General features: G+C 36.1%; 22 protein-coding genes. 11 read left to right on the top strand and 11 right to left on the bottom strand.

Annotated features, from left to right (window positions below; all coding sequences use genetic code 11):
• Positions 1–14: 14 nt before the first annotated feature.
• Together MHH81_RS05115 and MHH81_RS05110 are read right to left on the bottom strand one after the other, a co-directional pair.
• Complete coding sequence (locus MHH81_RS05115; protein ID WP_340918660.1) at positions 15–833, bottom strand: polysaccharide deacetylase family protein; 819 nt, start codon at positions 831–833, stop codon at positions 15–17.
• An 86-nt stretch (positions 834–919) separates the two neighbouring features.
• Entirely contained in the window at positions 920–3,967 is a 3,048-nt protein-coding gene (locus tag MHH81_RS05110) for an efflux RND transporter permease subunit (RefSeq protein WP_340925122.1), read from the bottom strand.
• A gap of 104 nt (positions 3,968–4,071) precedes the next feature.
• Here MHH81_RS05110 and MHH81_RS05105 point away from each other — a divergent pair, with 104 nt between their 5' ends.
• Positions 4,072–4,686, top strand: a complete 615-nt coding sequence (locus MHH81_RS05105; protein WP_340918658.1) for a TetR/AcrR family transcriptional regulator — start codon at positions 4,072–4,074, stop codon at positions 4,684–4,686.
• A 35-nt stretch (positions 4,687–4,721) separates the two neighbouring features.
• On the opposite strand, the gene lpdA is transcribed toward MHH81_RS05105, so the two are convergent.
• The 5 genes from lpdA to MHH81_RS05080 all read right to left on the bottom strand — a co-directional run bounded on the left by lpdA (position 4,722) and on the right by MHH81_RS05080 (position 10,906).
• A complete protein-coding gene (lpdA, locus tag MHH81_RS05100; protein ID WP_340918655.1) occupies positions 4,722–6,134 on the bottom strand; it encodes a dihydrolipoyl dehydrogenase in 1,413 nt (470 codons plus the stop codon).
• A gap of 3 nt (positions 6,135–6,137) precedes the next feature.
• Positions 6,138–7,490, bottom strand: coding sequence for a dihydrolipoamide acetyltransferase family protein (locus MHH81_RS05095; RefSeq protein ID WP_340918653.1), 1,353 nt, complete (start codon positions 7,488–7,490; stop codon positions 6,138–6,140).
• Positions 7,491–7,521: 31 nt separating this feature from the next.
• A complete protein-coding gene (locus MHH81_RS05090) occupies positions 7,522–8,499 on the bottom strand; it encodes an alpha-ketoacid dehydrogenase subunit beta (RefSeq protein ID WP_340918651.1) in 978 nt (325 codons plus the stop codon).
• A gap of 3 nt (positions 8,500–8,502) precedes the next feature.
• A complete protein-coding gene (pdhA, locus tag MHH81_RS05085) occupies positions 8,503–9,615 on the bottom strand; it encodes a pyruvate dehydrogenase (acetyl-transferring) E1 component subunit alpha (protein ID WP_340918649.1) in 1,113 nt (370 codons plus the stop codon).
• Between the two features lie 643 nt (positions 9,616–10,258).
• Positions 10,259–10,906, bottom strand: a complete 648-nt coding sequence (locus MHH81_RS05080; RefSeq protein WP_340918647.1) for a YkyA family protein — start codon at positions 10,904–10,906, stop codon at positions 10,259–10,261.
• Between the two features lie 134 nt (positions 10,907–11,040).
• Here MHH81_RS05080 and def point away from each other — a divergent pair, with 134 nt between their 5' ends.
• Positions 11,041–11,598: a peptide deformylase gene (gene def, locus MHH81_RS05075; RefSeq protein ID WP_340918644.1), complete on the top strand. Its 558-nt coding sequence runs from the start codon at positions 11,041–11,043 to the stop codon at positions 11,596–11,598.
• Positions 11,599–11,986: 388 nt separating this feature from the next.
• On the opposite strand, the gene MHH81_RS05070 is transcribed toward def, so the two are convergent.
• Both MHH81_RS05070 and MHH81_RS05065 read right to left on the bottom strand, forming a co-directional pair.
• On the bottom strand, positions 11,987–12,922 hold the full coding sequence (locus MHH81_RS05070; protein ID WP_340918643.1) for a carbohydrate kinase family protein: 936 nt from the start codon (positions 12,920–12,922) through the stop codon (positions 11,987–11,989).
• An 11-nt stretch (positions 12,923–12,933) separates the two neighbouring features.
• Complete coding sequence (locus MHH81_RS05065; RefSeq protein WP_340918641.1) at positions 12,934–13,707, bottom strand: Cof-type HAD-IIB family hydrolase; 774 nt, start codon at positions 13,705–13,707, stop codon at positions 12,934–12,936.
• 281 nt (positions 13,708–13,988) lie between these two features.
• Here MHH81_RS05065 and MHH81_RS05060 point away from each other — a divergent pair, with 281 nt between their 5' ends.
• Together MHH81_RS05060 and rnjA are read left to right on the top strand one after the other, a co-directional pair.
• Complete coding sequence (locus MHH81_RS05060) at positions 13,989–14,198, top strand: DNA-dependent RNA polymerase subunit epsilon (protein WP_340918639.1); 210 nt, start codon at positions 13,989–13,991, stop codon at positions 14,196–14,198.
• A gap of 3 nt (positions 14,199–14,201) precedes the next feature.
• Positions 14,202–15,869 carry a ribonuclease J1 gene (rnjA, locus tag MHH81_RS05055; protein ID WP_340918637.1) on the top strand — a complete coding sequence of 556 codons (1,668 nt, stop codon included), beginning with the start codon at positions 14,202–14,204 and terminating at the stop codon, positions 15,867–15,869.
• Positions 15,870–15,915: 46 nt separating this feature from the next.
• Here rnjA and MHH81_RS05050 read toward each other — a convergent pair whose 3' ends face one another.
• Together MHH81_RS05050 and MHH81_RS05045 are read right to left on the bottom strand one after the other, a co-directional pair.
• Entirely contained in the window at positions 15,916–16,575 is a 660-nt protein-coding gene (locus tag MHH81_RS05050; RefSeq protein WP_340918635.1) for a potassium channel family protein, read from the bottom strand.
• A gap of 100 nt (positions 16,576–16,675) precedes the next feature.
• On the bottom strand, positions 16,676–17,128 hold the full coding sequence (locus MHH81_RS05045; protein WP_340918633.1) for a TlpA family protein disulfide reductase: 453 nt from the start codon (positions 17,126–17,128) through the stop codon (positions 16,676–16,678).
• Positions 17,129–17,324: 196 nt separating this feature from the next.
• Here MHH81_RS05045 and MHH81_RS05040 point away from each other — a divergent pair, with 196 nt between their 5' ends.
• From MHH81_RS05040 to MHH81_RS05010, 7 genes are all read left to right on the top strand, one after another.
• Complete coding sequence (locus MHH81_RS05040; protein ID WP_340918631.1) at positions 17,325–17,867, top strand: helix-turn-helix domain-containing protein; 543 nt, start codon at positions 17,325–17,327, stop codon at positions 17,865–17,867.
• 291 nt (positions 17,868–18,158) lie between these two features.
• Positions 18,159–19,265, top strand: coding sequence for an ABC transporter ATP-binding protein (locus MHH81_RS05035; protein ID WP_340918628.1), 1,107 nt, complete (start codon positions 18,159–18,161; stop codon positions 19,263–19,265).
• A complete protein-coding gene (locus MHH81_RS05030; protein ID WP_340918626.1) occupies positions 19,255–20,076 on the top strand; it encodes an ABC transporter permease in 822 nt (273 codons plus the stop codon). The genes MHH81_RS05035 and MHH81_RS05030 overlap by 11 nt, the downstream gene beginning before the upstream one ends.
• Entirely contained in the window at positions 20,063–20,866 is an 804-nt protein-coding gene (locus MHH81_RS05025) for an ABC transporter permease (protein ID WP_340918624.1), read from the top strand. The genes MHH81_RS05030 and MHH81_RS05025 overlap by 14 nt, the downstream gene beginning before the upstream one ends.
• Positions 20,863–21,936 carry an ABC transporter substrate-binding protein gene (locus tag MHH81_RS05020; protein WP_340918622.1) on the top strand — a complete coding sequence of 358 codons (1,074 nt, stop codon included), beginning with the start codon at positions 20,863–20,865 and terminating at the stop codon, positions 21,934–21,936. Before MHH81_RS05025 ends, MHH81_RS05020 begins: the two co-directional genes overlap by 4 nt.
• A 426-nt stretch (positions 21,937–22,362) precedes the next feature.
• Positions 22,363–23,547, top strand: a complete 1,185-nt coding sequence (locus MHH81_RS05015; protein ID WP_340918620.1) for an MFS transporter — start codon at positions 22,363–22,365, stop codon at positions 23,545–23,547.
• A 115-nt stretch (positions 23,548–23,662) separates the two neighbouring features.
• Positions 23,663–23,938, top strand: a complete 276-nt coding sequence (locus tag MHH81_RS05010) for a hypothetical protein (protein ID WP_340918618.1) — start codon at positions 23,663–23,665, stop codon at positions 23,936–23,938.
• Positions 23,939–24,469 lie beyond the last annotated feature (531 nt).

The raw sequence follows: 24,469 nt of genomic DNA, 5'->3' as shown, positions 1-24,469 counted from the left end.
TGAGGTAATACAACTTATTCTTCTATCCCCTTAATTGTCTGGGGATCAATAAATTCATAACCTTTTGCACGAAGACCTTCTACGATGTCTGTTAAAGCTTCTGCCGTCCATTTACGATCATGCATTAAGAGATTCGCTCCGTTTGTCAGATATTCCGTATTGACCATAATATCTGCTAAACTATTAGCTTCCATATATTGTTTCTCCCAATCATAGCCGTACGTCCAATTCATCAGAAGCATGCCTTCTTGTTGTACAAGTGCTTTGCTAAAATCTGTATTTATACCGAATGGTGCTCGGAAGAACTTTGGTTTTTCCCCAATGACAGCCTCTACTGTTTCATTTACTTTTAGTATCTCTTCTTGTTGCTGCGCTTCTGAACTATTTTTTAAATTAATATGTGTTTGCGTATGATTACCAATGGCAAAGCCCATATCGTATATTTCTTTTAAATTCGCTTTTTCTTCCTCTGTATCAATGAAATGACCATTTACAAAGAAGATGGCAGGTGCATTTAGTGATTTTAATGTTTTAGCCATTTCAAGACTATATTTATCTGGAGCATCATCGATTGTTAGTAATACAACCTTCGGATTAGCTTCCCCTATTGGTTGGAATGTCCAATTAGCTGCATTTACTTCATAAAGCTTCTCCGGCTTTTCTTCCACTCCGGGTTTCTCTTCAATCACTTCTACTGTTTCTTCCAAATTCTCGCTAGAAACTTCTATTATTTCTTCCGTTCCGCTTTGTACAACCGGTTTTTCTTCTGTAACACCACATGCTGAAAGTACAAGCAGTATTACAGCAAGTAATGTCCATTTTGTAAGATTCAATTAGATCACCATGCCCTTTCCTAACTATTCTAACATGTCAAAAAGAAAACCGTGTAGAAAATTTCTACACGGTTCACTCAGTATTTTTAGTTATTTGAGACTTTTTTTCTTCTAAACTTTGCAAAAAATTCATATACCATTGGCACGATTATTAATGTAAGTAAAGTTGAACTTATTAATCCACCGATTACAGTAATTCCCAAGCCTTTTGATATTAAGCCACTACCTTCTGCTCCAATTGCAAGCGGTATTAGCGCTCCAATTGTAGCAAGTGCAGTCATTAAGATTGGGCGAAGTCTTGTCGATCCAGCTTCAAGAATAGCTTCACGAGTCGAGTGACCTTCTTTTTCTTTATGAATTACTCTATCAATTAATACAATCGCATTAGTGACAACAATCCCTATTAACATTAATAGACCAAGCATGGAAGATACACTTAGTGTTTCACCCGCAATCGCTAATCCAACTAAAGCCCCAATTGCTGTGAACGGTAATGAGAATAGAATCGCAAACGGTGCAAGTCCTCCGCCAAACGTTATGACAAGGATTAGATATACAATCGCAATCGCTGCTAGCATGGCTAATCCTAGTTGCGTAAATGCCTCCGTAATATCCGCTGTTACACCAGAAGTACTAATTTCTATACCTGCTGGAACATCTAACTTATCGATTTCTGCTTGAATAGCTTTAGAAGTTTTTGCTACATCTTTAGCAGTTAAAGTACCAGAAACACTCGCAAATATTTTTCCTTCTCGACGGTTTACAGTATCAGAACTTGTTCCTTCTTCTACATGTACCAGTTCAGAAATTGGAACTTCTATACCAATTGGAGTTGCTATTGTTTCTTTTAATAAATCTTCTACTGATGTTTGTTTTTCAATCTTTTTATCAATATATACATCAAACGTTTGATCTTCTTTCGTAATCGTCGTTAGAACTTCTCGTTGAACATTTGGATTTAACTTCATCCCAATTTGCGCTGTTGTTAAACCGTATTGAGTTAGTTTATCTTGGTCTACTACAAAAGTATATTCTTTATAAGATTTAGATAAGCTTGTATTCACATCTTTGATATCTTTATTGTCCTCTAAAATAGATGCGATATTTTCTATTACTGGTTCAATTTCTTTTTTATTATTTCCATACACAAAATAACTGACTCCATTACTTGAACCACTTGTCGAGAAGTCTTGAGATTTCCATTCACCTTTTACATCAAATGATTGGATTTCTTTCATCACATCTTCTTTTACTTTCGTAAATTCCTCCGTTTCAGGATCAAATGTGATGTACATTAAGGAACCGTTAGAAGCTCCTGGGGCCATTGGATTTGCTCCACCAATGGATACTTGAACAATATCAACGTTGTCTTTCTCTAAGAAGTAGTTTTCTACTTGTTCGACACTCGCACTAACATCATCGGATGTTTCTCCAGCATCTGGTGTATACGTTACATACATTAACTTTTGCTCTTCATCAGGTAAGAAACTGACACCTACTACTGGAATCAGGAACATACTTGCGACTAGCAATACAACCGCAGCTATAGATGTAATCGCCTTGTGGTTTAACGCCCAATTTAAGGACTTTTTATAACCAGTAGCAAGTTTTCCTTGCGTTTCTTTATGAGAACCTGGACCTTTTTCCATATTCTTTTTGAATAAAGAATGAGCAAGCATCGGAACGATTGTCACCGCTACAAGTAATGATGCAAGTAAAGCAAATACCATGGTTAATGCGAATGGTAAAAATAATTCTCCAACCATACCACTAACTAATCCTAAAGGTAAAAACACAGCAATTGTAACTAGTGTAGATGATAAAATTGGAACAAACATTTCTTTTGTTGCTTCACGAATTAAGTCCTTGCCTGTTAATTTTTCACTCGTCAAGTTCATTCTTCGATAAATATTTTCCACAACAACTATAGAATCATCAATTACACGTGCGATAGCTACTGTCATTGCTCCAAGGGTCATCATATTCAGTGTTATGTCCATTTGATTTAGTAAGATAAATGCGATTAAAATGGATAACGGAATGGAAATAATGGAAATGATGGTAGACTTAAAGTTTCGTAAGAACAATAAGATGATAATTACCGCAAATAGTGCACCAAATAACGCTTTGCTCACCATCGTTTCCACAGAAGCCTCAATAGGCTCTCCTTGATCCAAGGTAACCTCAACATCTAAACCATCATAATCTTTCTCTAAATCCGGAATCATGTCTTTCACTGCATTTGCTACTTCTACTGTATTTGCATCTTGTGCCTTTACAATTTGAATAGCAATCGCTTCTTGCCCATTTGTACGTGAAATAGATTCTGCTTTACCCATAAATTCGATTTTAGCTATCTCTTTTAGAGTCACAGAAGACATTCCTGTAGGACTTACTACTGGAATTGGAAGGTTTTCTAAGTCTGCTAATGTAGCAACTTTCCCATCTACTACAACTGACTGTTCTTCCTCAGAGAATTGGAATAATCCTAAAGGCATCGTTAAATTTGTACCTTGTATGATAGCTTTAACAGTTGCTTCATCTAAACCAATTTGGGCCATTTTCTTTTGATCAAATACTAAACTAACTTCTTCTACTTGTTGTCCAGAAACAGCAACAGAAGATACACCTTCAATTCCTGCTATTTGAGGAACAATATCATTTTCGACATTATCTGTTAACGTAGCTAGATCTTTTTCGCTATTCGAAACGCTCAACGCAATAATTGGGAATGCGTTCATACTAATTCTTGCAATCGATGGATCTTGAACGTTATCAGGCTTTACTACATTGTCCAAAGCTGCTTTTACTTCTGTTTCTGCTTCTTTCATATCAATTCCATATGCAAATTCAATTTGGAGTGAAGATGCATTTTGAAAGGATGTAGAACTTACAGTTTTCACACCTTCTAGATTACTTACAGCTTTTTCAAATGGCTCAGATACATCCTTTGCCACTTGCTCTGGTGTCGCTCCAGGATAAACTGTCGTAACCGTAACTACTGGAATCGTAATATCTGGAATTGTTTCTAATTTCATTTGTGTTCCAGCATAAATGCCAGTAACAGTAATGATTAACGTTAATAGCCATACCGCTAATTTATTCTTCATAACAAAATTAATTATGGAATTCATCATTTTCCCCCACGTTCATTTATTTTGACCAATCAGTCACTATACTTTATAATAGTAAATGACCAGTCAGTCATTCGTCAACTAATAAGAGAGTAGGTCCTAATATGCCTGACAAAAAATTATTAATTATTGAAAAAGCAGTTGAATTAATTGCAAAGAATGGCTTTGAAACAACTTCTGTACAAGAAATAACAGAAGCATGTGGAATTTCTAAGGGTGCATTTTATATATATTTCAAATCAAAAGAAAGTCTTCTAATTAGTATATTTGAATTATTTTCAGAAAGGCTATCCGAAAGAATTTCTACTGTTTTTGAAATGGATATACCTGCAAAGGAAAAGTTACAAATGTTCCTATGTATACAACTTGAAGAAATCGATAAATACTCTGATTTTATTCTCATGCAACTTAGAGAAAATACAAAGCCTGACAATCGCGAGTTATTTAGTGTTATGACTCAAATGGACATGAAACTAAATGAACATCTACAAACCTTACTAGTCGGTTCTTACGGGGATAAGGTCTCCTTGCATTTAAAAGATTTAATTTTGTTAGTAAAAGGGATAACAAAAAGCTATGTAGAATTGATTGTTCTTTGCAAAACAAATTTTGATTATCGTGATTTAGCAAAATTCCTAGTTGATCGTGTTGACTCATTAGTTGCTGGCTTGACCACTCCATTTTTGACAGAAGACACAAAAAAACTACTTGATCGCTGAAAGAGTATTCAGCGACAAGTAGTTTTTTATTTATATTATTTTGAAAGAATGTGAATTGGATGACCCATTACTACTTCCGCAGCTTCCATTGCAATTTCACCTAAAGTTGGGTGAGCATGAATAGTCATTGCGATATCTTCAACAGTCATACCAGCTTCAATAGCTAAACCAAGTTCAGCGATCATATCAGAAGCTCCTTGTCCTACGATTTGCGCTCCAAGAAGTAACCCGTCTTCTTTACGAGAAACAAGTTTCACAAAACCTTCTGTAGCGTTAAGTGCAAGTGCACGACCGTTTGCTCCGAATGGGAATTTCCCAGCAGCAACATCATAACCTTGTTCTTTCGCTTGCGCTTCTGATAAACCAACTGTCGCTAATTCTGGATCTGTGAAACAAACTGCAGGAATTGCTAAATAATCTACAACAGAAGTTTGTCCAGCAATTACTTCAGCAGCTACTTTACCTTCATATGAAGCTTTATGTGCAAGTTGAGGACCTGCAACAACATCACCGATTGCAAAAATATTGTTAATGCTTGTGCGACATTGCTTATCTACTTCGATTAATCCGCGTTCTGCAAATTTAATACCTAATTCTTCTAATCCGATTTCATCCGTATTTGGACGACGGCCTACAGTTACTAATACGTAATCAGCTTCTACTTTTTTCTCTTCTCCGCTAACTTCATATGTAACTACTACGCCATTATCAGATTCTTCTACACCTTTAGCAGATGCTTTAACAGCAATTTCAACGCCTTTTTTCTTCAGGCCTTTTTTAACTATTGTCGTCATTTGTTTTTCGAAACCAGCTAAAATATCGTCGCCACCTTCGATAATTGTTACTTTAGAACCTAAGTTAGCAAATGCTGAACCTAGCTCTGTACCGATGTATCCTCCGCCAATAACTACCAAGTTTTCTGGGATCTCAGATAAACTTAAGGCACCTGTAGAGTTAATTACACGTTTTGTATATTTAAACGTTGGAATTTCTACTGGACGAGATCCAGTTGCGATAATCGCATGTTTAAATGTATATGTTTGTGCAGACTTTTCGTCCATTACACGAACTGTATTTGCATCAACAAAATAAGCTTCTCCACTAACGACCTCTATATTGTTTCCTTTTAATAAGCCAGAAACACCGCTCGTTAATTTTTTTACAACACTATCTTTGAAAGCTTGAGATTTTGTAAAGTCAATTTTCACGTCAGTTGCTGTAATACCCATTTCATCCGCATGTTTTGCTTGTTCAAAACGATGGCCAACAGAAATCAATGCTTTGGAAGGAATACAACCTACGTTTAAGCACACTCCACCGATATGTTCTTTTTCAACTACTACAACTTTTTGTCCTGTTTGTGCGGCACGAATTGCAGCTACATATCCTCCGGGACCTGAACCAATTACTAAAGTATCTGTTTCAATCGGGAAATCTCCTACTACCATTTTTTACGCCTCCATTAATAATAATTCTGGACTGCTAAGCAAACGTTTCATATGGTTCAACGCATGTTGCGCAGTCGCACCATCGATCATTCGATGATCAAAGCTCAAGGATAATGCTAACACAGGAGCCGCTACAATTTCACCATTTTTTATTACTGGTTTTTCTGAAATTCGACCAATTCCTAGAATTGCAACTTCTGGATGGTTGATAACTGGCGTAAACCATTGACCTCCAGCTGAACCAATATTCGTTATAGAGCAAGACGCGCCCTTCATTTCAGCAGAAGATAATTTACCATCACGTGCTTTAGTTGCAAGTGCATTAATTTCATCTGAAATAGCAAATACAGATTTGCGATCTGCATTTTTAATAACAGGAACTAATAGTCCTTTTTCTGTATCCGCTGCAATACCAATGTTAAAATAGTGTTTTTGAATTACTTCATTTGTTGCATCGTCGTACGATGTATTGAATTGCGGGAACTCTCGTAATGCACTCACAAGCGCTTTTACCACATAAGGTAAGTATGTTAACTTAATGTTTTTCTCAGCAGCAATATCTTTGAACTTTTTACGATGTGCTACTAGCTCTGTTACATCTACTTCATCCATTAGTGTTACATGAGGTGCAGTATGTTTAGAATGTACCATTGCTTTTGCAATTGCCTTACGCATTGGAGATAGTTTTTCCCTTGTTTCTGGGAATTCACCTTCCAATGAAACTGGTGCAGATGTTTTTTCTTCTATCTTCGTTTCATTTGTTGTTTCTTTAACCTCTGTTGGAGCAGAAACTTCGGCAGATTTTTGACCACCAGATAAGAATGATTCAATATCTTCTTTTAAAATTCGACCATTTTTCCCTGAACCGTTTACATCCGTAATATTTACTTCGTTTTCACGAGCAAATTTACGAACAGAAGGCATCGCTATGACACGTGTGTCCCCTTTAGGTTCTTGTTTGGACTCTTTTTTCACTTCTTTATTAGAAACTTCGGATTGTTTAGGCGCTTCCACAGCTTCTTTTTCGATCTTTTGACCAGCTTCTGCAGTTGCTTGAACTTGTGCTTCTGTTTTTTCTTCTTCGTTATGATCTCCTTTAAACTTAAGGTCCTCATACCCAGGAGCATCTAACTTAATCAGTATATCTCCCACTACTGCTACTGTTCCTTCACTTACTAATACTTCCGTTACTTTTCCTTTTACGGGAGAAGGAATTTCTACAACAGCTTTATCATTTTGTACTTCACATAATATATCATCTTCTTGTACTTCATCACCAGCTTTTACAAACCATTTAACGATTTCGCCTTCATGGATACCTTCACCGATATCCGGTAATCGAAATTCAAACGACATAGTTTTCACCCTTTCTATAGTGAGTTTAAAATTAGAACGTTAAAACTTTTTTAGCTGTTTCTACTATATCCTTAGAATTAGGTAACCAAACAGTTTCTGCTTGAGAGAATGGGAATACTGTATCAGCAGCAGTTACTCGTAACACAGGAGCTTCTAAACTTAATATAGCTCTTTCTGTAATCTCTGCTACTACGTTTGCAGCTATACCAGCTTGTTTTTGCGCTTCTTGTACAACAATTGCACGATTTGTTTTTTCTACTGAAGCGATAATCGTTTCAATATCTAACGGTTGAATTGTACGTAAATCCACAACTTCTACCGAATGACCTTCTTTTTCTAACTCTTCTGCTGCTTTCAAACTCTCATGCACCATTGCACCATATGCAATAATGGTTAAATCTGATCCTTCACGTTTTACATCAGCTTTTCCAAGAGGAATTGTATACTCTTCTTCTGGAACTTCTCCACGGAAAGAACGGTATAGTTTCATATGCTCTAGATAAATTACTGGGTCATTATCTCGAATAGCAGAGATCAATAAACCTTTTGCATCGTAAGGTGTAGAAGGAATAACCACTTTTACACCAGGTGTAGAAGTCATTAGAAGCTCTAAACTATCTGCATGCATTTCTGGAGTATGAACGCCCCCACCAAATGGAGAACGAATAGTTACTGGTGCATTAAATGCTCCACCTGTACGGAAACGCATACGAGCAAGTTGACCAGCAATAGAATCCATTACTTCAAATACAAATCCAAAGAACTGAATTTCAGGAACTGGACGGAAACCTTGTAACGATAGACCAACAGCTAATCCACCAATACCAGATTCAGCTAGAGGTGTATCGAATACTCTGTCTTCTCCGAATTCTTTTTGTAACCCTTCAGTTGCACGGAATACACCGCCGTTAACGCCAACGTCTTCACCGAAAACTAGAACGTTTTCATCATTTTTAAGCTCAGTACGGAGTGCATCCGTAATTGCTTGAATCATCGTCATTTGTGCCATCGGTTACTTCGACTCCTTCTCTGTATAGTAAGCTAATTGCTCATCTAAGTTATATGGATTTTCTTCATACATAATATTAATTAAGTCAGTTACTTTTTGTTTTGGAGCAGCATCTGCTTTTTTAATTGCTTCTTTAATTTCTTCTTTTGCTTTTTCAATTATTGCAGCTTCTTTTTCTTCATTCCAAATACCTTTAGTTTCTAGGTATTTACGGAAACGAACTAATGGGTCTTTCTTTTCCCATGCTGAATCTGTTTCAGATGTACGGTAACGAGTTGGATCATCACCAGCCATCGTATGTGGACCATAACGGTAACAAACTGCTTCGATTAAGCTTGGGCCTTCTCCATTAATTGCACGATCTCTAGCGTCCTTCGTAGCAGCGTAAACCGCTAAAGGATCCATTCCATCTACCAAAACACTTGGAATTCCAGCCGCAATACCTTTTTGAGCTATTGTTTTTGCTGCAGTTTGTAATTCACGAGGTGTTGAAATAGCGAATTGATTGTTTTGTACTATAAATACTGCTGGAACTCGGAAAGCACCTGCAAAGTTGATACCTTCGTAGAAATCACCTTGTGACGATCCTCCATCACCTGTGTACGTAATTGCAATCGCCTTCTTACCACGCTTTTGCATACCAAGCGCTACTCCAGCAGCTTGAATGAACTGTGCACCAATAATGATTTGTGGAGGGAATACATTTACACCTTCTGGAATTTGGTTCCCCATGAAATGACCACGAGAAAATAAAAATGCTTGCCATAAAGGTAAACCATGCCAAACGATTTGCGGCACATCACGGTAACCTGGTAAGATAAAATCTTCTTTTTCTAGAGCAAATTGGGATGCAAGCTGAGATGCTTCTTGACCTGCCGTAGGTGCGTAAAATCCTAGACGTCCTTGACGGTTTAAAGAAATAGATCGTTGGTCTAAAATTCGTGTATACACCATTCGGTTCATTAATTCTACGAGTTCTTCATCCGATAAGTTAGGGTTGGCTTGTTCATTAACAATTTCCCCTTCTTCGTTTAAAATCTGGAACATTTCAAACTTTTCTTCAATCTCGTGAAGCGTTTTCATTGGATCCAACTGCGGTACTTTTTTTGCAGCCATAATAGCAACTCTCCTTTTCTTCTGTATTAAAATTCTTAACTTATAAAGTAATACAACAACATTTCACTCTTAGTATACTCAAGAATAAATCTATGGTCAATCATATGAAATAAACGTTTTTTTTGAAAGAATATTAGAAATACTAAATTCTGTACTATAGATAAATTATGTCTGTACTATATCAGATTAGTAGAATCATAAAAAAAGAAGCCCCATAAAGGGGCTGCTTTCAGACTGTAGACAAACTCAATTTTTGTGGCTAGAGTTGTATATTAAATTCGGCAAGGACTACCACTTCGCTTTCCGTGGGCCTGGCTTCAGCCTCGTGCCAACACGAGGTTGGTCATGAAGGCGTTGCCGCAAAAGTTCTTTTGCGACGAGCTTTGCGCAGGAGCAGGACGCGGCATTCTTAGTCTTCCTTCCTCAAGCGTTCCTGCGGGGTCTTCTGCTCAAGCTGTTCCCACAGGAGTCTTCGTGGTGGTCCTTGCCTTATAAACAATTCCTTAAAGATATCCACTATCTTTACTTTTATTTGGATAAAGTAACCTCTTTAGGAATATTTATTGATATTATTATTCATAACCATTTATAAAAATACTTTTGTCGTCAAGCTTAAAGAGCACCATAAAGTGCTGCTTTAAGCTTATTTATTTTCTGTTTGCAAAGAAGTAAAAACTTCTTCCTTCACTTGATTAAGCTTAGCGGTCAAATCATTAAAATTTTGTACCGCTTGTTGCACCACTTCATTTTGCTTATTCACTACCATCACTTGTTCTTGAATAGAGCTTATTTCCACATCTTCTTCTATTAACATGTTATATAAATTTTCTTGTAAGTCAGCAAGAGTAGTATATTGCACTGTTAAATTATCATATGCATCATATCTATTTTTTAATGCTTCTTCCACTTGTTCAATGCTTGCTTTCTCTGATTCTTCTTTTGTCTCAGAAATTAGTACTTTAAAATCTGCCAATTTATCTGACGCTTGGTGAATTGCAGCTTTTTCTTTTTCTACTAATACTAATCTTTCTTCCAACAGTTTAGCTGTTTCCTCCACCTGAACCGTTAATTCTTCCTTTTGATCTTTAGTAAGTTCCATCATACTTTGAAAATTAGCTTGCTCTTTTAATTCTGTTTCTGCTAATAGCTTTTGTACATCTCTGTAATCAGATTCTAATTCATAGGTTTCCGATAGGATGTTAGACAATTTTTCTTCTGTTTTTTCCCCTAAAGTACATGCAGAAAGGAGTAAAACCATGCATACGGGTACAAAATATTTGATTATTTTCATTTCTTATCCTCCTATATTCATTTCAACTATAATAGTTATAGTTGGTAATATCAACTGACCATTTTTCTCTTTTTGTTTAGTAAATGTTCATTATTCGTTATAATAGTAATATGAAATTCGAAAGGACGATTAGAATGATTTTAATGCAAGATATCATTAGAGATGGCCATCCCACTCTACGTAAGAAAACACTTGAAATGACATTCCCTTTATCGGAAGATGATAAAAAACTTGCTAATGACTTATTAGAATATGTAATAAATAGTCAAGACGATGAGTTGGTGGAGAAATACAAAATACGCCCTGGTATTGGGATTGCTGCTCCACAGGTAAACGCTGAAAAAAGAATGTTCGCACTTCATTTAACTGATGAAGATGATAATGAAGTTAGTTTTGTAGCTGTAAACCCCAAAATAATTAGTCACTCCGTGGAAAAAACGTATATTTCTGCTGGTGAAGGCTGTTTATCAGTAGATGAAGTAATTGAAGGATATGTTCCTAGATATTCACGTATTACAGCAACCGGCTTTTATCCAGATGGAACTCCTTTTAAGAAACGCTTAAAAGGTCTAACAGCTATTGCATTTCAACATGAATTAGATCATTTAAATGGGATCATGTTTTACGATCATATAAATAAAGTAAATCCTTATGCGGAAATTCCAGATGCTGCTCCTTATGATAAAAAATAAACAAAAGGGGTTGTCCCTAAAGTCATATAGTTACTGAGAGATGCTCCCTTTTCCAATGTATTGATTTCCGTTCCAGACGGACGCTTTCCGCGGGCATGGCTTCAGTCTCCTCAGGCCAACACGATGTTGGTCACAAAGGCGTTGCCACACGAGGTGGCGTTCTTAGCCTTTGTTCCTTTGTTAGCTCCTGTGGGGCCTTCAGCTCATGCACCTGCCGCTTCGCTTTCGGTGCAGAAAACATTTGCTATTCCCGCTGGAGTCGCCGTCTTCTACTACAATCAATTGCCTACAAAAAATAGTAGTTTAATAAAAAGTATACAAAAAAACAGGTGTAGAAAAATTTCTACACCTGCTTCAATTTACGGGCTTATTGGACAGCCCCTTTTCTTTAATCTAGATCCGATAATCTTGGCATTGCAGAGAGTGCTCCAATTTTTGTCGCACAGATTGCTCCAAGTCTATTACCAAAAGAAATGTAGTCAATCCATTCTTCTTTTGTTTTTGGCTTTCCTTTTAAGTAAATGCTTGAAAGAATACCTGCCATAAAGGCATCTCCTGCACCTGTCGTGTCCACTGGTACTACTTTTTCCACTTTAATATGTATTAGTTCATCGTCAATCACTGCAAAAGTACCATCTTCTCCTACTGTAACCAGGATAGTCGGAATATGATATGGACGAAGCTGCTTAAGTCCTTCTTCTAATGACTCTGTTTCAGTCAAAAAGAAAAGTTCTTCATCTGTTAGCTTCAATAAATCTACAGAATTAAAAAATGAACGAATAGTGTTTCTACAAACTTCTTCACTTTCCCATCTTAATGGTCGAATATTTGCATCAAACGACAAATAAACATTTGCTTGATTAAATTGCTCCACTATAGCATTTGTAGTTTTATGTGCAGATGGGTGAAATAAAGTCCCTGAGCAAAAATGAAAAACGGAGGATTGTTGGAATGCATCATTGTTCAATGAAGAAAAATCAACCTGAATATTAGGCGTTTCATCCACATACGAATGAAAGATTCGGTCGTTATCCTCCGTTAAATGAACATATACCCCACTTACTCGTTTTTCAGGAACGACTTGAGCATATGTTAAATCCACCCCTTCGGAATCGAGCTCATTTTTTACAAACTCCGAAGTTTCATCATCTCCTAAAACAGTAATAATAGAAGATGCTGCTCCTAGTCTAGCAATTCCTGCTGCAACATTTACTGTAGCTCCACCTAAAAACATCGTAAATTCCATGTTTCTTTGGTCTTTTGCTATATAATCTACAAATGCATCACCATAGATCAGTATAGATTTGTTTGTCATTTCGTTCATAAAAGACTCCTTTAAATTAGCTTTAAATGCTTCAGGGCATTTGTTAATCCGTTTTCTGATACATGGTCCGTTACAAAGGAAGCATGTTCTTTTAATTCCTGTACTGAGTTACCCATTGCTACTCCAGTACCTACATATTGAAGCATTTCTACATCATTTAATCCATCTCCAAATGCTACCGCGTCTTCCTTTGTTTTCCGTATATGTGTTAATAGTTTTTCAATTCCAGTTGCTTTGGAGACTTCCTTAGGAAGCACGTCACAGGATACTCGATGCCAACGGACAAACTTTAACCTCGGAAATGCTTGTTCGTATACCTTTTGTTCTTCTACATCACAAAAAATAAGCGCTTGGTGAATATCATTTGTTAAAAAGAAATTTTCACCTTTACGAGGAAACTTTATTTTTAATGTTGAAATACTTTCCACCACATCATGATGATCAGGTAAATTAGAAACCATTTCATCACTGTCCATGTACACTAATGGTTGCTCTCGTTCAGTAGCAAATTCGGTTAAATCCTGAAGTTCGCTTTTATCGATTATCCCTTTATGTATAATCTCCCCTTGAAACTGCACAATTTGCCCATTGTAACATATAAAAGAATCTATTTTTAGTTGTTCTAAAATTGATTGTGCGGTAAATGGGGACCTACCAGTTGCAATCACTACTTCATGGCCATTTCTTCTTGCTTTATCAATAGATTCTTCCACACCAGTCGGAATGTTTTTATTACTATCTAAAATAGTTCCATCAATATCGAAAAATAATACTTTATTCACCATAAAAAAATCCCCTATCTAAAATGCGAATTATTTGACTTTTCAGTAAAATCCCTTTACACAATATAATATTTTGTATATACTAAGTAATAAGGAGTGAAGTGCCATGTTGAAGCGCCTTAAAAGGAAATGGTTGAGACGGCTCGGCGGAATACTCAGAAAAAAAACAATCGCTTAAATTCAGTGCCCTTCAAAAAATGAAGGGCTTTTCTTTATTTTAAAGAAGTAGCGTGATAATATAAAGAGAATTGATTTATTTTGAACGTGAAAAAGGAGAGTATAAAATGATTTTTAAAGTTTATTATCAAGAAAATGCACTAGAGGTACCAGTTCGCGAAAACACTAAGAGTCTATACGTTGAAGCAGATTCAGAGCGTGAAGTCCGTTCTCTGCTAAAAGATCGTAAATATAATATCGAACTAATTCAGTTGCTTGAAGGTAGTCATTTAGAGTACGAACAAGCAAGCCCGAATTTTAAAGTAGAGAAGATATAACCTATGAAATTTGTAAAAAATGATCAAACTGCGGTTTTCGCCCTCGGCGGACTAGGCGAAATCGGCAAAAACACTTATGGTGTTCAATTTCAAGATGAGATTATTTTAATAGATGCAGGGATAAAATTTCCTGAAGACGATCTATTAGGAATAGACTATGTTATTCCAGATTACACTTACTTAGTGAAAAACGTGGATAAAATTAAAGGGCTATTTATCACTCATGGTCACGAAGATCATATTGGTGGGATACCATACTTACTTAAACAACTTAATGTACCCGTTTATGGTGGTAAACTAGCTCTTGGTTTATTACGAAATAAATTAGAAGAACATGGCTTACTTCGACAAACGAAAATGCATGTAATAGAAGAAGCTGATGTGATTAAATTTAGAAAAACAGCCGTGAGTTTCTTTAGAACTACACATAGTATACCTGATGCTTATGGAATTGTTGTTAAAACACCACCAGGAAATATTGTTCACACTGGGGATTTCAAGTTCGATTTTACACCAGTTGGAGAGCCAGCAAACTTAACTAAAATGGCTGAAATTGGCCGTGATGGAGTTCTATGTTTACTTTCAGATAGTACAAATGCGGAAATTCCTAATTTCACCATGTCTGAACGCAAAGTTGGAGAAAGTATGGATTCCATTTTCCGTAAAGTGAATGGCCGCATTATCTTTGCTACTTTTGCATCTAATATTCATAGACTACAACAAGTAACAGATTCTGCAGTACAACACAATCGTAAAATTGCTGTATTTGGTCGCAGTATGGATAATGCCATTACAATTGGACGTGAGCTTGGTTATATTACAGCTCCAAAAGAAACATTTGTTGATGTGAGTGCTCTAAATCGATTACCTGCAAACGAAGTATTAATACTTTGTACAGGAAGTCAAGGTGAACCAATGGCAGCTCTATCCAGAATTGCAAATGGTACACATCGTCAAATTCAGATTCAACCAGGAGATACTGTAGTCTTTTCTTCTTCTCCAATCCCAGGTAATAGAGCAAGTGTTAATCGTACGATTAACTTACTATTCCGTGCAGGAGCAGAAGTAATACATGGTTCTTTGAATAATATTCATACCTCTGGTCATGGTTCTCAAGAAGAACAAAAACTGATGCTCCGATTGATGAAACCGAAATTCTTTATGCCAATTCACGGCGAGTACCGTATGTTAAAAATTCATACAGAGCTAGCTGTCGATTGTGATGTAGCTCCTGACAATACATTTATTATGGAGAATGGAGATGTTCTTGCTCTAAGTGCTAATGAGGCCCATGTAGCAGGTCGTATTCCTTCTGGAGATGTATATATCGATGGAAGTGGAATTGGTGATATTGGTAATATCGTTTTAAGAGATCGTCGTATTTTATCTGAAGAAGGGTTAGTAATTGTCGTCGTGAGTGCAGACATGGAAAGAAAGAAAATAGTTTCTGGTCCAGATATTATCTCACGCGGATTCGTTTATATGCGTGAATCCGGTACAATGATTAATGAAGCACAGCAAATGTTAAATAAACATCTACGTTTCACACTTCAAGATAAACCAATTGATTGGTCTGAGCTGAAAAATGAAATTACAGATGTTTTGAGCCCTTATTTATATGAAAAAACAAAGCGTCGCCCGATGATACTACCTATTATTATGGAAGTATAAAAATAAAAAAATGCCAGAGGAATATAGTTCCTTCTGGCATTTTTCTTTAGGAGAGCACTTTCTTTTCGAAACGATTAATATCTACATCCGCCCCAATGATAATAAGTACATCGTTTAACTGAAGCTGTTCATCTGCTTGTGGAGAGACATTAATGTTATTTCCTCGTTTAACTGCAACAATATTAATTCCATACTTTGCACGTATATCTAAATCTATAATAGAGTGTCCGGCAATTTTCTCATTTGCTATTATTTCCATAATTGAATGCTCATCAGAAAGTTCCAGGTAGTCAAGCACATTGTTAGATATTATATTATTCGCGATACGGATCCCCATGTCTCGTTCGGGATGTACAACTTTATCTGCACCAATTTTACGAAGTACTTTTTCATGATAATCATTTTGTGCTTTCACCGTAATTTTCTTCACGCCAATTTCTTTTAGCATTAAAGTAGTTAAAATACTGGATTGAATATCATCTCCAATAGCAACAATCACATGCTCAAAATTTCGAATACCAAGAGACTTCAAGACAGTTTCATCTGTTGTATCCGCTACAACTGCTTGCCGTGCGATGGAAGCAAATGCGTCTACGCGTTCAGACACTTTGTCTATCGCCATTACATCCGCGCCTTGATCGACTAATTCTTTTACAATACTTCCTCCAAATCGACCTAATCCAATTACAACAAATTCTTTATGCATACACTAGCCTCCTAGAAATCCAATGCACCTAGTTTAACACAACATAGTTCTTTCTGCGAAGAGTTGCCGTAGAAGTATTAAGAACAAAAAATGGTTCTTCCTAATATTTTTTTGATTCATTCATAAGAAGCACTAAACGTTTTTCTAACATTTTCAATCCAAGCTCTCCAGATTGGATATGTCGTAATAATCCTTGCTTATCAAACAAATAATAAGTTGGAACTACTCGATTTTGATATTTTTGTGTAATCTCTAAATTATGATCTAGACAGATTGGGTTGGTCATATTCATTTGAAAAGCCTTCGCTTGGATAAGGCGATTATTAACATCCTCTATTGACCTAGGCATATGCACTCCAACGAGCTTAAAATTATCACCATAAATTCTTTTCCAATCATTAATGATTTTAAATGCCCCTTCACAAACATGGCAACTCACTGACCAAAAGTGGACTAGAATAGGAACCTCTCCTATTAAATTCAACTTTGTTACATTTCCATTCATCCATTGAGTAGTCCGAGAAAACTCGGGTAACTCCTCTCTTAAGCGCATTCATTTCTCCCCTTTTCCTTTCGTCCACATTTAGTTTATGCATCACCCAAATAACTGCCCCCTGCTAAAAATCCAATTGGAAAAATTTTTTTTAAAATAATTCATATAAGTTGTTAAAGTAAACTTAAAGTTGTGTTAAAATAAACTTTATTTTATAAAATAGCTCTGCATCTTATTTAGAAGGAGCCTTATAATTATGCAAATAGGCAAAAAAATTAAAAGATTACGTTTGGAAAAAGGATTAACCCAAGAAGAATTAGGTGAAAGAACTGATTTAAGTAAAGGATTTATTTCTCAATTAGAAAGAGATATTAACTCACCTTCCATTGAAACGCTTTTTTCTATTTTAAATGTGCTGGGTTCTAAACCAAAAGACTTTTTTGATGACGAACAGGCTCGAACAAAGGTTGTGTATGAAAAAGAAGAACAAACGATTTTTGTAGATGAAGAAAAGAAATATAAACTTCACTGGCTCATATCTGAATCAAATGAAAATGAAATGGAACCAGTACTTATTTCTTTAGGAAAAGGTGGACAATTTAAACAGTTCGAGCCCTCCCTATCCCAAACGTTTATATTTGTATTACAAGGAAAAGTGGAGTTAACTCTAGGTAAACAACATTATTTTGCTTCTAAAGGGGAATCTCTCTATTTTGATGCATCCGATCACCATCTATTACAAAATGGTTCTGATGAAGATGCACAAGTAATTTATGTCGTTACAAATTCTTACTTATAAAAAAAGCGTAGGCGATTGTGGAATAGATAGATAATTGTAAAAAGCTGTTACTTACTTATCAAATAGGCTCTGTTAAATTAGAGGGTACTGAATTCTAATAAATTATCTATCAAATAACCGCTAAGAGAATTTAGCACTTTGGCATTCGCTTTCCCGTAGGAGTCTTATGTGTCGCGCTAAATTCTCTTAAATTAAATACAGCAAATAGTTCCTACAAAATCCGGATTTTCGGCAGGTAACTGCATGCATGATCGTTTAAAAGATCCCTAAAATAAATATTGGAGGTTTATTATGACAGAGACACCTATTATTCGTTTCGAGAATGTGACAAAAAACTATGATGAAGAAACTACTGTTTTAAAAAATATTAACTTTGAGTTAGAACGTGGTAAATTCTACACTTTACTAGGACCATCTGGTTGTGGAAAAACGACCATTTTGCGATTAATTGCAGGCTTTATGCAGCCATCAAGTGGAAGCATTTATTTCAATGGGAAATTAATAAATAATGTACCCGCAAACGAAAGACAAGTTAATACAGTATTTCAGGACTATGCCTTATTTCCTCACTTAAATGTTTTTGAAAATATAGCATTTGGCCTTCGTATAAAAAAATTAGGAAAAAAAGAGATTGAACAAAAAGTTTTAGAAGCTCTCGAGTTTGTCAACTTAAGTGGATATGAAAATAGAGAAATTGCCGAAATGTCGGGTGGTCAAAGACAACGTGTAGCAATTGCCCGCGCAATCGTAAATGATCCTGAAATCATTTTACTAGATGAGCCACTTTCAGCTCTAGACTTAAAACTGCGTTCTGAAATGCAATATGAGCTTCGCGAGCTTCAACAAAGACTTGGCAAGACTTTTATTTTTGTTACACATGACCAAGAAGAAGCACTGGCTATGTCTGATGAAATCTTCGTTTTAAACGCTGGTAATATCGAGCAAAGTGGAACTCCAATGGATATTTACGATGAACCAATTAACCGATTTGTCGCAGATTTTATTGGAGAATCTAATATCGTTTCTGGAACAATGGTAGCCGACTTCCGTATACATATCGGTGGAAAAGAATTCGAATGTGTCGATCAAGGGCTTAATCCAAATGAAAAAATAGATGTTGTCATTCGCCCTGAAGACTTAGAAATTACTACAGTTGAGAATGGAAAAATGAAGGTTAAAGTAGATACACAGTTATTTAGAGGAGTTCACTACGAACTTTCTACTTATGACGATGAAGGAAATGAATGGCTTGTTCATTCTACAAAAAAAGCAGATGTTGGAGAACTTATCGGGCTAAACTTTGACCCAGAAGCTATTCATGTTATGCGTCTAAATGAAACAGAAGAAGAATTTGATAAGCGACTTGAGTCTTATGGAGAAGACGCTTATGCAAACTAAAAATACGAAGAGGTTTTATTTAATACCTTATTTTGTTTGGATTGTTCTGTTTGTAATTGCTCCAATTGCTTTGATCACCTATTATTCTTTTTTCGATTTAAGCGGTAATTTCACATTAGACAATTATAAAAACTTCTTTACTTCTGTCTATTTAAAGTTAACTCTTAGTTCGTTCTGGTATGCATTTCTTATTACTCTGTTTTCATTATTTGTGGCATACCCAACTGCTTATCTACTGACAAAAACAAGACATAAACAGTTATGGTTATTACTAATCATTATTCCATCTTGGATTAACTTACTTTTAAAAACGTATGCATTCATTGGAATTTTTGGATTGTACGGACCGGTTAATGCATTTTTAAATGTTTTTGGTATGAAGGAGACACAAATATTATTTACAGACTTTAGTTTTATTTTTGTATCTGTTTATATTTTCATTCCATTTATGATCTTACCTATCTTTAACTCTCTTGATAAATTAAACCCCTCGTTAATCGATGCGAGTAGAGATTTAGGTGCTTCCAGTTGGACAACCTTTTCAAAGGTTATTTTCCCATTAACAGTAAATGGGGTTAAGGCTGGAATTCAAGCGGTATTCATTCCTTCCCTTTCGCTATTTATGATTACGCGATTAATTGCGGGGAACAAAGTAATTACACTAGGTACTGCTATTGAGCAACAATTTTTAGTCACTCAGAACTGGGGAATGGGTTCAACAATTGCCGTGTTCTTAATTATATTCATGGTCATTATTATGATTATTACTGGTCAGAGAGATAAGGGGGCTACTTCTAATGGAAAAAACTAGTAGAACAGCGAAACTGTATTTAGCCCTTGTTTTTGTCATTTTGTATGCTCCTATTTTTTATTTAATCTTTTACTCTTTCAATAGTGGCGGCAGCATGAATGATTTTGAATCTTTCACGCTAGAACATTACGCTGCTGTGTTTTCGGATACACGACTTATGATGATTCTTATTAATACAGTGATAGTAGCACTTCTTTCGGCACTACTATCTACAATAATTGGAGTATTTGGTTCGCTCGGTATCGTTTACATGCGTAACAAATCGCTACGTAATTCCATATTATCGTTAAATAATGTATTAATCGTAAGTCCTGATGTTGTAATCGGTGCTTCTTTCTTAATCTTATTTACGATGATTGGAGTGAAACTTGGATTTGCATCCGTTTTAATTTCACATATTGCTTTTAGTATTCCAATCGTTGTGCTTATGGTATTACCTAAGCTGCAAGAAATGAATAGCTCATTAATAGACGCGGCCGCTGACTTAGGTGCGACTAAAAGAGATATATTAACACGCGTTATTATTCCATTTATCAAACCGGGAATTTTTGCAGGTTTCTTTCTAGCACTTACGTATTCCTTGGATGATTTTGCAGTAACCTTTTTTGTAACAGGAAATGGTTTTAGCACACTTTCTGTTGAAATATACTCGATGGCACGTGCAGGCATCACTCTAACGATTAATGCATTATCCGGCATAATATTTATCGTTACACTTGTTCTCGTTGTAGGTTATTACTTCATAAGCCAACGCGGGAAAAACCCTATCGGAATGGGGGTACGAAAATGAAAGACATACTTAGAGCGTCGATAGCTATCTTGATCGTTTGTATTGTTTTGTTTATAGTAAATGATTATTTGGATAAAAGCTCTGGTAAGGCTAGTAGCGATACAGTAACTATATTTAACTGGGGAGAATACATCGATCCAGATTTGATTGCTCAGTTTGAAGAAGAATCAGGCTACCGTGTTGTGTATGAAACATTTGACTCAAACGAAGCAATGATGACGAAAATAGAGCAAGGTGGTACTTCGTATGATATTGCGGTTCCTTCTGAATACGCAATTGAGAAAATGAAGGAAAATGATTTACTTCTTCCGATCGATCATACAAAGATTCCAAACTTAAAAAATATTGACCCTTACTTTTTAGATTTATCATTTGACCCCAAAAATAAATATTCGATCCCATATTTCTGGGGAACAGTAGGTATTGTATTTAATCCTACATTGCTCGATGGGCAAACTTTTGAAAGCTGGGAAACACTTTGGGATCCTTCTTTAAGAGGGCAAGTTCTTTTAGTTGATGGTGCTCGTGAAGTTATTGGAATGGGACTAAATAGTTTAGGGTACTCGTTAAACTCAACAAATGAAAAAGAATTACATGAAGCATTAGAGAAACTGAAAAAGCTTTCTCCAAATATTAAGGCAATCATTGGAGATGAAGTAACTCAGCTCATGATAAACGAAGAAGCTGCTGTAGCACTCACTTGGTCGGGACAAGCAGCGGATATGATGTCGGAAAATGAGGAACTTGACTATGCTGTTCCTAAAGAAGGATCGAATTTATGGTTTGATAATATGGTTATTCCTAAAACAGCGGCTAATATAGAAGGTGCTCATGCATTTATTAATTTCATATTAGATGCAGAAGTTTCAGCTCAAAATGCAGATTATGTTGGTTATTCTATTCCAAATGCAGCTGCGGTGGAGTTAATGGATGAAGAGGTTACTTCCGATGAGCGTTTTTATCCTTCTGAGGAACAACTGGACAACCTAGAGGTATACAATAATCTTGGCCTTGAAATGCTTGGTAAGTACAATGAATTATTTTTAGAATTTAAGATGAGCTCAAACTAATAATTAGAATCGTCTTTTTATAGGCGATTCTAATTTTTTCTTTTCTTACTACACAAATCAATTTCATCATTCCAATTTACATGAAAAAACACGAACAATACTAAAGGAATTTATATTTTCACGGAATTAAGTATAGATGATTTCCGCTTTAGGCGGACGCTTTCCGCGGGGTGAGCAATAAGCCATCACCGCCGCTACGCGTCGTTTGTGATGTCTTATCTGTCTCACTCAACCCGCTGGAGTCGCCGCCTGCCGCTTCAAACAACAAAGTGATAAATGGTCGTATTTTAATGACAAAGCACTATTTATGAAATTAGTTCAATAAACAATTAGTGATAATTCGTGATGCGAAAGTTTTTATTCTTCAGGGAATGTGATAGAATCTATAGACATATGTAAGATTTTTTTATAGAAAGTTGGAAATGTATGACAAAGAAATCAAATCAATTTGCACTTTACATATTAATGTTTAATATGTTTATAGCGATGGCTGGAATCGGACTAGTTATTCCAGTTATGCCTCAATATTTAGAAACGTTTGGTGTAGCGGGTCAGGCCCTTGGATTTATTATTGCTTCCTTTGCTTTAGGCCAATTTTTATTTTCTCCTATAGCGGGAGATTTATCCGATTCATTTGGACGTAAAAAATTAATTATAGTAGGTTTAATAGTTTTCTCTGCCTCTCAATTATGGTTTGGATTGGCAACTCATGAATGGATGCTGTATGCTGCACGTTTTATTAGCGGAATTGGGGGAGCTTTTTTAATTCCGGCAACGATGGCATTTGTTGCAGACATAACATCATTTGAAGACCGTGGAAAAGGGATGGGACTATTAGGCGCATCCATGTCTCTTGGATTCATGATTGGACCCGCTATAGGTGGATTTTTAGCGAAAGTTAGCTTAACTTTCCCATTCTATATGGCTGCTCTAGCAGCAATTCTTTCTGCTGTTGTCTCATTCATCATATTGCCGGATATTAAAAATGCTGTTTCCGCAAATCCTTTAGAAAAGAAAAAACGAGAAAACATAATAATTCAAATGAAAAACTCAGTTAAAACACCTTATTTTATGATGTTAATCATCATCTTTGTTTTCTCATTTGGTATCGCCAATTTCCAAACGACCTTCTCTTTATACGTGGATCATAAATACAATTACACACCACAAGATATCGCAGTAGTTCTAACAGTCGGTGGATTCATTGGAGTAATCATTCAAACAGTTGTCGTCTCTAAGTTATTTAAACGGTTTGGTGAATTGAATGTAATCTTAGTAAGCTTAGTAATTGCAGCGTTGTCATTCTTGCTATTTTTCGTTGTAGATGGTTACTGGCTAATATTACTGGTTGCTTCTATTTTCTCAACAGCAACTACACTTATTCGACCAGCTGTAAACACGGTTGTTTCTAAGCTAGCTGGGCATGAGCAAGGATTTGCTGCAGGTATGAATAATGCCTATATGAGTTTAGGAAATATGATTGGACCAGCATTAGCAGGAATACTTTTTGATATAAATATTAACTTTCCATTTGTTATAGGCTCGATTATTTTACTATTCTCTTGGGGTATAACGCTTGTTTGGATTAAAAAGAAAAAACCGATTGTTTAATTAGAAAAGCGCAAGTGCCCTCTAAATACAAAACCTGTTTTGTATCGTTTTCGGTGGTCTTTGAACAGACTTGTTGCTATATCATAACCGACTGATTTTTTAGAGGTGGGTGGTCGTGACTGACGTCACGACCACCCTCTCTTTTCTCGGTAATTTTATAGCATCTATCTGTCCGGCGCCCTCCTTCAACAGTATGGATAAGGTTAAAGTCTTTTTGGATAATGAGAGAAAAGATGCTTTCCAACTCATAAAGGAAGCACCCGAAGATGCAATTTCGGGCGCTCTAGTGCTCCTCTATACAATAGATGCTTACTATTTTTTGGTCATATACTCTTTTACCAGTAGAAGAAAATTAACAGAAATGCTCTTCCTAAAGAGTCTTGCTAGCTAACAGGTTCATCCCCTCTACCTTACCTTGTATACAATCCACTGCATTTTCCTATAGATCAAAGTACCAGTGACATTATGCACTCAAAAACTATATACTTCCTTATCTTTTAGTTGTCCTTTCTTTTATGATTGATTTGAAAACAGTTACTTGATTGTAGTGGAAGGCGGCGACTCCAGCGGGATGAGTGAGACAGATGAGCCATCACAACGGACGCGTAGCGGCGGTGATGGCTCATCACTCACCCCGCGGAAAGCGTCCGCCTGTAACGGAAATCAACAGTAGTATTGAATCAATCTTTTTCTCAAACTATCTGAAACACTGAATTTATGGAACGGAAAATTGTACTTTCTTATTCTTAAGAATAGAGCATAGCGAACTTTAAGTAAAAACCTGTTCGAAGACATTTCCGGATTGCTTTGTAATGGACTTTAGCTACACCATTACCGTGGAATTTTTAGGAGAAGAGGATCGTTTGCAGTATGATATGGACTGGGCCATAACACGAAAAGCTGCTAGTGAATTTCTGAACTG

Source organism: Psychrobacillus sp. FSL H8-0484 (assembly GCF_038005325.1).
Classification (GTDB): domain Bacteria; phylum Bacillota; class Bacilli; order Bacillales_A; family Planococcaceae; genus Psychrobacillus.
Note: the sequence above shows the minus strand (reverse complement) of the source record. Positions and strands in the feature narration are given on the sequence as shown.

Bases quoted from the DNA above. Each gene is read 5' to 3' on its own strand.
- MHH81_RS05110 (WP_340925122.1), bottom strand. From the start codon at position 3,967: ATGAATTCCATAATTAATTTTGTTATGAAGAATAAATTAGCGGTATGG.
- MHH81_RS05105 (WP_340918658.1), top strand. From the start codon at position 4,072: ATGCCTGACAAAAAATTATTAATTATTGAAAAAGCAGTTGAATTAATT.
- lpdA (WP_340918655.1), bottom strand. From the start codon at position 6,134: ATGGTAGTAGGAGATTTCCCGATTGAAACAGATACTTTAGTAATTGGT.
- MHH81_RS05095 (WP_340918653.1), bottom strand. From the start codon at position 7,490: ATGTCGTTTGAATTTCGATTACCGGATATCGGTGAAGGTATCCATGAA.
- MHH81_RS05090 (WP_340918651.1), bottom strand. From the start codon at position 8,499: ATGGCACAAATGACGATGATTCAAGCAATTACGGATGCACTCCGTACT.
- pdhA (WP_340918649.1), bottom strand. From the start codon at position 9,615: ATGGCTGCAAAAAAAGTACCGCAGTTGGATCCAATGAAAACGCTTCAC.
- MHH81_RS05080 (WP_340918647.1), bottom strand. From the start codon at position 10,906: ATGAAAATAATCAAATATTTTGTACCCGTATGCATGGTTTTACTCCTT.
- def (WP_340918644.1), top strand. From the start codon at position 11,041: ATGATTTTAATGCAAGATATCATTAGAGATGGCCATCCCACTCTACGT.
- MHH81_RS05070 (WP_340918643.1), bottom strand. From the start codon at position 12,922: ATGAACGAAATGACAAACAAATCTATACTGATCTATGGTGATGCATTT.
- MHH81_RS05065 (WP_340918641.1), bottom strand. From the start codon at position 13,707: ATGGTGAATAAAGTATTATTTTTCGATATTGATGGAACTATTTTAGAT.
- MHH81_RS05060 (WP_340918639.1), top strand. From the start codon at position 13,989: ATGATTTTTAAAGTTTATTATCAAGAAAATGCACTAGAGGTACCAGTT.
- rnjA (WP_340918637.1), top strand. From the start codon at position 14,202: ATGAAATTTGTAAAAAATGATCAAACTGCGGTTTTCGCCCTCGGCGGA.
- MHH81_RS05050 (WP_340918635.1), bottom strand. From the start codon at position 16,575: ATGCATAAAGAATTTGTTGTAATTGGATTAGGTCGATTTGGAGGAAGT.
- MHH81_RS05045 (WP_340918633.1), bottom strand. From the start codon at position 17,128: ATGCGCTTAAGAGAGGAGTTACCCGAGTTTTCTCGGACTACTCAATGG.
- MHH81_RS05040 (WP_340918631.1), top strand. From the start codon at position 17,325: ATGCAAATAGGCAAAAAAATTAAAAGATTACGTTTGGAAAAAGGATTA.
- MHH81_RS05035 (WP_340918628.1), top strand. From the start codon at position 18,159: ATGACAGAGACACCTATTATTCGTTTCGAGAATGTGACAAAAAACTAT.
- MHH81_RS05030 (WP_340918626.1), top strand. From the start codon at position 19,255: ATGCAAACTAAAAATACGAAGAGGTTTTATTTAATACCTTATTTTGTT.
- MHH81_RS05025 (WP_340918624.1), top strand. From the start codon at position 20,063: ATGGAAAAAACTAGTAGAACAGCGAAACTGTATTTAGCCCTTGTTTTT.
- MHH81_RS05020 (WP_340918622.1), top strand. From the start codon at position 20,863: ATGAAAGACATACTTAGAGCGTCGATAGCTATCTTGATCGTTTGTATT.
- MHH81_RS05015 (WP_340918620.1), top strand. From the start codon at position 22,363: ATGACAAAGAAATCAAATCAATTTGCACTTTACATATTAATGTTTAAT.